Origin of the sequence: Williamsia sp. (assembly GCF_036566845.1) — a bacterium.
GTDB lineage: Bacteria > Actinomycetota > Actinomycetes > Mycobacteriales > Mycobacteriaceae > Williamsia.
The window spans coordinates 21,677-29,385 of the sequence record NZ_DATCVM010000261.1 but is presented as its reverse complement, the minus strand read 5'-3'; the positions used below and the strand labels follow the sequence as shown (position 1 = coordinate 29,385).

Annotated in this window: 6 protein-coding genes; all 6 read right to left on the bottom strand. The window is 64.2% G+C overall.

The features are described 5' to 3' along the window. On the bottom strand, positions 1-1,405 hold a 1,405-nt coding region (locus VIQ49_RS25115; RefSeq protein WP_331889304.1), incomplete at its 3' end, for an MFS transporter. A gap of 100 nt (positions 1,406-1,505) precedes the next feature. Next, positions 1,506-2,873, bottom strand: a complete 1,368-nt coding sequence (locus tag VIQ49_RS25110) for an amidohydrolase family protein (RefSeq protein ID WP_331889303.1) — start codon at positions 2,871-2,873, stop codon at positions 1,506-1,508. Continuing rightward, positions 2,866-4,218 carry an amidohydrolase gene (locus VIQ49_RS25105; RefSeq protein ID WP_331889302.1) on the bottom strand — a complete coding sequence of 451 codons (1,353 nt, stop codon included), beginning with the start codon at positions 4,216-4,218 and terminating at the stop codon, positions 2,866-2,868. The genes VIQ49_RS25110 and VIQ49_RS25105 overlap by 8 nt, the downstream gene beginning before the upstream one ends. Next, entirely contained in the window at positions 4,215-5,609 is a 1,395-nt protein-coding gene (locus tag VIQ49_RS25100; RefSeq protein WP_331889301.1) for an amidase, read from the bottom strand. The genes VIQ49_RS25105 and VIQ49_RS25100 overlap by 4 nt, the downstream gene beginning before the upstream one ends. Continuing rightward, a complete protein-coding gene (add, locus tag VIQ49_RS25095) occupies positions 5,606-6,667 on the bottom strand; it encodes an adenosine deaminase (protein ID WP_331889300.1) in 1,062 nt (353 codons plus the stop codon). The genes VIQ49_RS25100 and add overlap by 4 nt, the downstream gene beginning before the upstream one ends. Beyond that, positions 6,664-7,692, bottom strand: a complete 1,029-nt coding sequence (locus tag VIQ49_RS25090) for an ABC transporter substrate-binding protein (RefSeq protein WP_331889299.1) — start codon at positions 7,690-7,692, stop codon at positions 6,664-6,666. The genes add and VIQ49_RS25090 overlap by 4 nt, the downstream gene beginning before the upstream one ends. Between the last annotated feature and the right edge of the window lie 17 nt (positions 7,693-7,709).

Genomic DNA, 7,709 nt, shown 5'->3' with positions numbered 1-7,709 from the left:
TGTTGTCGGACTTGTGCCGGGACTGCCGCACGGTGAACGCGGTGATCACTGCTCCGAGCGAGGCGACGGCGGCAGAGACCCACAGTGCGTTGTCGAGGCCGGAGACGAAGTCGTGTGGGTCGGCGGAGAACACCGACTCTGCGGGGAGCAGAGCTCCGAGTGCCGCCACACCGACCGCGATGCCGGTCTGCCGGAACGCGTCGTTGATGCCGGCAGCGAGGCCGGAATGCTCTGCGGCACTGGAGTCGAGCACCAGTCGGCTCATCACCGGGTTGAAGATGCCGGCACCGATCATCGCGACGACCATGCCCGGCAGGATTGCCGGCCTGGAGCTGTCGACGTCGGCGACCGTGGTCATCGTCAGACCCACACCGACGAGCATCAGCGACCCGGACAGCATGATCCAGTCCGGTACGCGTTCGCCGATCTGCGCCGTTGCACCGGCGACGATGAACATGGCGACGGTGGCCGGTAGATATACCAGCCCCGCTTCGATCGGGGACAGTCCGAGCACACTCTGCAGGTAGATCGTTGTGTAGAGGAACACCGAGAACAACGACACCGAGATCGCGAACGCTGCGATCTGGGCGCCGGTGAACACCCGGTTGCGGAACATCTCCGGCGGCAACATCGGTTGGCTCACCCGCATCTCGACCAGGATGAAGGCCACCCCGGATACGGTGGCGATCGCAAACGACACCAGCGTGATGGTCTCCGTCCAGCCGTGCTCGTTGCCCCGGAGCAGTCCCAGGACGAGCGTGGCCAGGGCGAGCGAGGAGAGCACCTGCCCGCCGATGTCGAGACGGCGGTAGTTTCGATCGCGTGACTCCGGGACCCATTTGAGTGTGGCGAGCAACGCGATGATCCCGATCGGGAGATTGACGAGGAAGATCGCCCGCCAGTCGAACCATTCGGTGAGGACGCCACCGACCAGCGGGCCGAGCGCAAACGCGCCGCCGATGGTCGCGCCGTACGCCGCCAGCGCGCCGGCCCGCTCCTTGCCCGGCGCGAACACGTCGGCCAGTAGTGCCAGTGAACAGGCGAAAAGGATTGCGCCGCCGACACCTTGGACCGCCCGGGCGATGTCGAGGGTGAGGATGGTCGGGGCGGCCGCACACATCACCGAGGCGAGGGTGAACAAGATCAGGCCGATCACGAACACGTGACGGCGTCCGCGCCGGTCACCCCAGGATCCGGCGCTGAGCACCACAGTCGCCAGCGCCAGCGTGTAGGCGTCGACCACCCATTGCAGGGCGCCGAGACCGGCGTCGAGATCGACGGCGATGGAGGGCAGAGCGGTGTTCACGACTGCGATGTCGAGCATGAGCATCGCGGTGGTCACGCAGACGACGGCCAGCGTCGCGCGTTTCACCACCGGGGTGTGCGTGCGTGTGTTTGTTGTCATGACACCGACGATGCGGTCATCGCCTTGGAGGACGCGGGGTCGATCCCTTGGAAACGTCGGTCGTTGGGACTACACCCTCGACCTCGGGGATGCCCCGACGTCAGAAGGTCCGGCTGCGAAGCGCGTGTGCGTGCTCGGTGAACTTGGCAACTACCTCTTCTTCGTCGACACCGACCACCTCGCCGTTGTCGACGATCAGTTCACCGCCCACGATCGTGTGTGTGACATCGTCGGCACGACTGCTGTACACGAGCGCGGCTTCGACATTGTAGAGCGGTGCCACGTGCGCCACATCGAGGTTCACGACGGTGAGGTCGGCGGGAGAGCCGACGGTGACTGTGCCGAGTTCGGCCCGATGCATCACCTGTGCCGAACCGTGGGTGGCCAGCCCGAGGGTTTCGCGCATGGTCATGAACGTCGGATCTCCGGTGAGCTGTTTCTGGGTGATGGTGGCGAACTTCATCTCCTGGAACATGTCGAGGGTGTTGTGCCCGGCTGGGCCATCGGTGGCGATTCCAACCTGCACACCGGCGGCCCACAGTGCCCTCAGATCCATTGTCCCGGAGCATCCTTTCGCATTGCTGATGGCGCAGTGCGCCACTTTCACACCTCGGGCGGCCATCACGCCCATATCGGTCGGGCTGACCATGGTGCAGTGTGCCGCGGTGACGTCCGGTCCGAGGATCCCGAGTTCGTCGAGCCATTCGATCGTCGTCCGGCCGCCGTGAGTGCGGTCCATGTACTCGGTCTCGCGCCGGCCTTCGGCGACATGCGTGTGGATGGGGAGTCCGAGGTCGGTTGCGCAGGCCCGTACTGCCTGCCAGAGTTCGGGACTCGTCGAATAGGGAGCGTGCGGTGAGAGGGCCAGTCGTACCCTGTCTCCGTCGATTCCGCGGGCGCCCGCGAGGGCGGTGTTCATGTCCTCGACGGCGGCCCATGACCACGGTCCCATTCCGGCGTAGAGGCCGTTGACCCGATCTGTCCCGCCGTCCGCGAATCCGTAACCCAGCGTCGCCCGGAGCTTCAGTTGTTCAAGGGCGCGAACCTGCGGGGTGACCGCGTAGCCGTCGAAATGTTCGTTGAAACAGGTGATTCCGGACTTCGCCATCTCGACCAGGCCGCACATCGACGCCCAGTACAGGGTGTCGTGGTCGAAGTTCTCCTTCATCAACCACATCTTGTCGAGCCACGTGAACTGTTCGACACCGACTAGGTCGTCGAGTAGCCCACGGAGCAACATGTTTGACGCGATGTGGGTGTGGGAGTCGACAAAGCCCGGCAGGACAGCCGAGTGTGAACCGTTGATTTCGCGTCTCGCGACAACCGGAGTAGCGCTCTGTCCGCTGGTCACCGCGACGACGATCCCGTTGTCCACCACGACAGTCGCATGAGGTATCGGCTCAGTTCCGTCTCCCGGTATGACGGTGGTGTCGGTGATGACGAGGTCGTGAACATGGGGGTCAGACATAGGTCCGCTTTCTGTCGGTCGGCTGCGATCGATCTCGCAGGCGCAGAGCGCATTCCCGGAACCTGGCCACCACCTGTGCTTCATCGACACCGACGACCTCCCTGTTGTCGAGCACAAGATCACCTCCGACGATGGTGTGGGTGACATCTTCGGCGCGTGTGCTGTAGACCAGTGCGGCTTCGACGTCGTAAACCGGTGCCACATGCGGACGGTCGAGGTCGACAACGACGAGATCGGCCGGAGCACCCGGCCGGATGGCGCCCAATTCGGGTCGATGCATGGCGGTTGCCGCCTGTTGGGTGGCCATGGCGAGCACCTGGCGGGTCGTCAGGAATGTGGGATCGGCGGTGGTCTGTTTGTGGGTGATGGCGGCGAACTTCATCTCCTGGAACATGTCCAAAGTGTTGTGGCTGGCCGGTCCGTCGGTGCCGAGACCCACTGTGACGCCCGCCGACCACAACTGTTTCAAATCCATGGTGCCGGACACCAATTTCGCGTTGCAGCAAGGGCAGTGGGCGACTTTGACGCCGTGTTCTGCAAACAATGCGATGTCGCCGGCTGTCAATTGTGTGCAATGCGCGGCGGTGATGTCCGGACCGAGGAATCCGAGATCGTCGAGCCATTCGACGGTGGTGCGTCCGTAGGTGGATGCCATGTAGGCACTTTCGTTCAGACCCTCTGCAATATGGGTGTGGATCGGCAACGCCCGATCGTCGGCGAGGCCGCGGATCGCCTGCCAGAGTGGACCGCTGCATGAGTACGGCGCATGAGGGGAGAGTGCCAGCCGGACCCGGTCGTCGGTGAGACCATCGACCGGCGCCGTGGCGGCGTCGAAGTCGTCGACCGCGGCCCACGACCACGCGCCGACATCCCGGTAGACGCCGCCGTCGGCGAATCCGTAGCCGAGTGTTGCGCGCAGGCCGACTTCACGGAGGGCTTGTGCCTGGGGTGTTACCGAGTAGGCGTCGAAATGTTCGTTGAAGCAGGTGATTCCGGACTTGGCCATCTCGACCAGGCCGCACATCGACGCCCAGTAGAGGGTGTCGTGGTCGAAGTTCTGCTTCAGGCGCCACATGGTGTCGAGCCACGCGAACAGTTCGGTGTCCTCCAGCAGCCCGCGTAGCAGCATGTTCGACGCGATATGGGTGTGCGCGTTGACCATTCCGGGCAGCACCGCCGAATGGGTCCCGTTGATCACTCTCGATGCCTCAATCGGCGTCGACGCCGGAACCAGATCCCGGATGAGACCATCAGACACCAGAACCGTGTGATCGAGCAGGGGCTCTCGACCGTCCGGCATGATGATGGTGGTTCCGGTGATCGCGATGTCGGCCTGTTCGATCATGCGGGACTCCTTGTAGGCAAAAGTTGTGTGTATGTGGGTGGCGCGGCGAACCGTGTGACGCCGAGGTCTTCGAGGGCGATCGCTGCCGACATCGCGGTCCGGTCGTGGCCACGCCGGGCCATCAGCTGGACACCGACGGGGAGGCCGGTGACCGACTCCGGGCCGGCGGGCACAACAACACTCGGGCACTGCGCCACCGACGTGATCACAGACCAGGTCAGCAACTCCGATGCCGGCCTGGCGACACCGTCGAGGTCGATGGAGCGTTGCGACTGGGGAACATCCGAGAGGTGGGGCGCCACAATCGGAGTCGCCGGTGCGATCAGGATGTCGACCTGCCCGAAGATCTCGTGGTCCCACCGCGCGGCGACGTCCGCCTGATCTTCGAGCAACGCGAGCAGGGGCTCGGTCGGGGTGGTGTCGCCACCTCCATGGGCGATCTCGGCGGCGGTCAACCGTTGGTACAACCCCACCTCTGCCGAGGTCGACCGGGGCGGTTCGACGGGGCGGACCGGGTAACCAGACGCCGTGACTCTGTCGACGAAGGCTTCGATCACCGCACGCACGGTGCCGGACAACTGCGGCCATGCTGTGGGCAGCCAGACCCCGAAACGCAGCGTCGCCGGAGATGTTTCGGGTGCTTGTGCCCTGGTGGCCAGGTGTCCGGTACCGCGTGCGTCACCGGCGAGGGCCTCGAACACGATCGACAAGTCGCGGGCGGACCGGGTTGTCAGGCCCACCGTCGAGGCGGGTGGTTCGAGTCGCAGTTCCGGGGGCCAGGGCAGATGCCCGCGTTTGGAGATGATTCCGTGGCTCGGGCGGAGTGCGTAGGTGCCACACCAGGAGGCCGGCACCCGGACAGAGCCGCTCATATCGCTTCCCAGGTCGACATACGACTGACCGCATGCGACCGCGGCGGCGCCGGACGATGACCCTCCGCTGGTGCGACCGGGGTCCCACGGGTTGCGGGAATGTCCGAAGTGCGGCGAGCTCGACTGCCAATCGGCAAGTCTGGTGGGCACATTGGTCTTGCCGACGATGATCGCCCCGGACTTCCTCAGCGATAGTACCGACGGCGCGTCGGCGACCGCCAGATGCTCTTCGTCGACGCATCCGTGGCCACTGATCATGCCCTCGACGTCGAACGCATCCTTGATCGTGATGGGTAGCCCCGCAAGCGGCGGCAATCGCTCGCCGGCGCGTCTGCGACGGTCGACGTCGTCGGCCTCCCGGGTTGCCGACGGGTTCAGCCTGATGACCGAGTTCACCTGTGAAGCATCAGCTTCGATGCAGGCGAGCGCTGCATCCATCACGCTTCGTGCGGTCGCCTCGCCCGCTTCGAACGCCGACAGCACCGCGGTCGCGTCCAGGTCGGAGCACTGGGCGTTCACGCTGGAAGTCCGTGCCGGCGTGCATAGTCGTCGAGTTCCTCGAGGAGCTCGACTCGCCGTCGTTCACTGACCCATGCGGTTTCGAAGGCATTCCGTGAGATGGTGACCAATTCGGCCTCGGTGAAACCACCGACGTCGATGCACGCCTGTAGGTTCTCGGCGAGGTACCCACCGAAGTAGGGTGGATCATCGGAGCCCACCGAGACCTTGAGGCCGGCTTCGAGCATGGCGTGTATCCGTTCGAGTTCCGGTGCCATGCCGCAGGGATGGGTGCCGTATCCCAGCGGACAGACGGTGAACCCGAGCCCCTTCTCGCGGGCAGCGATGACCAGGTCGGGATCATCGAGAACATTGAGACCGTGGTCGATCCGGTTGCTGTGCAGATCTGCGATCGCCTGCCGGATGTGTTCGGCTGAATCGACCTGGTCGACATCGCAGTGCATGGTGACCAGGAATCCCTCGGACCGTGCCCGCGCGAACACCTCCGAGAACTCCGCGGGCGGGTGGTCCAGCTCGTCCGAGTCGAGTCCGACACCGATGATCCAGTCCTTGTAGGGCAGCGCTTCCATGAGCGTCGCCATCGCGTATTCGGCGGTGTAGTCCCTCAGGAAGCACATGATGAGTTCGGCGGACATGCCGAAATCGATTCTGGCCCGGACTATCGCGCGGCGATACCCGTTGACGATGTCCGGGAACGGGACGCCACGGCTTGTGTGAAGCTGTGGGTCGAAGAACATCTCGGTGTGACGAACGTTCTGCTGCGCTGAGATCTGCAGATAGGAATACGCGAGGTCCTCATAGTCGCGACTTGTCCACAGCACGTTCATGTTCGAGTAGTGGACGGCGAGGAACGTGGGGAGGTCGTGGAAGCGGAAGCTCTCGCGGATCTGCGCTGTGGTCGACTGCGGGATCTCGATGTTGTTGCGGCGTGCCAGGTCGAGTTTCATGGACGGCTCGAGGGTCCCGTCCAGATGCAGGTGCATCTCACACTTGGGTAGTCCGAGGACGAAGTCACTGATCCGCACCGTCGATGTCACGGCATCGCTGTCGACGGTCACAGCTGCGCCAGGATGCTGGTGTCGAACAGTTGCTCGGCAGAGATGTCGAGTCCGACCGACTTGAGAGTCGCGATGTTGCTGGAGATCTGGGCGTCCGTCATGGTCAAGATGTCCGCGGCCGGGACCTCGGGTGTGACCATCAGGGATTCGATGCTCTGGGAGGCGAGGGTCTGCTGTGCGAGGTCGAGTCCGGTGTTCTTGCCGTACACATCGACCGCGAGACGCGCGCCGAGGGCCGGATCCTTGAGATTCTCCTGCCATCCCTGCCGCTCGCCGCCGAGAAATGACACAAGCATGTCGGGGCGCGTCTCGATGGTCTCGGTTGTTGCGAACCAGACGCTCGAGAAGACGTTGTACCCGAAGTCCGAGAACAGAATGGTGTTCACGTCGAGGCCCTGAGCCCGCAATGTTGCTGGTTGGTCGATGAGGAACCCGACCTGGGCGTCCACTTCACCGTTTGCCGTGGGTGCCGGATCGAATTGCACGGGAACGATCGTCAAGTCGTCGACGTCGACGTTGTTGATGGCACACAGGACCCGGAACGGGGCCTCGTTCTGCGCTGCGACTCCGATCTTCTTCCCGACCATCTGTGTGGGGTCGGTGACAGCCTTGTCGGAGAGGGAGTAGACGCAGAACGGGCTGCGCTGGAACCGGCTGCCGATGACCTTGACGTCTGCTCCGTTGGTGATCATTTCGGCGACGGCGTCGGCATTGCCGTTTCCGAGTGCGGCTTTGCCCGACACGACAACCGTATCGACGGCCGTGTTGGGTCCGCCGGCCAGGATGTCGACGTTGATGCCTCGTGACGTGAAGTACCCATTCGTCGCGGCCACGTAGGTTCCGGCCTGCTCGACCGTTGGTACCCAACCGGTTTGGGCTGACACCGTTCCGTCGTCGGATGCCGCGGAATCCGAACCGCAGGCGGCGAGGATCGGGATACCGACCAGGGCGGTGGCACCGACGCCGAGCCCGGCGCGAAAGAGTGACCGGCGGCTGATCGGTGCGGACAACGGTGATGTCGACATAGGAGAACTCCTGGTTG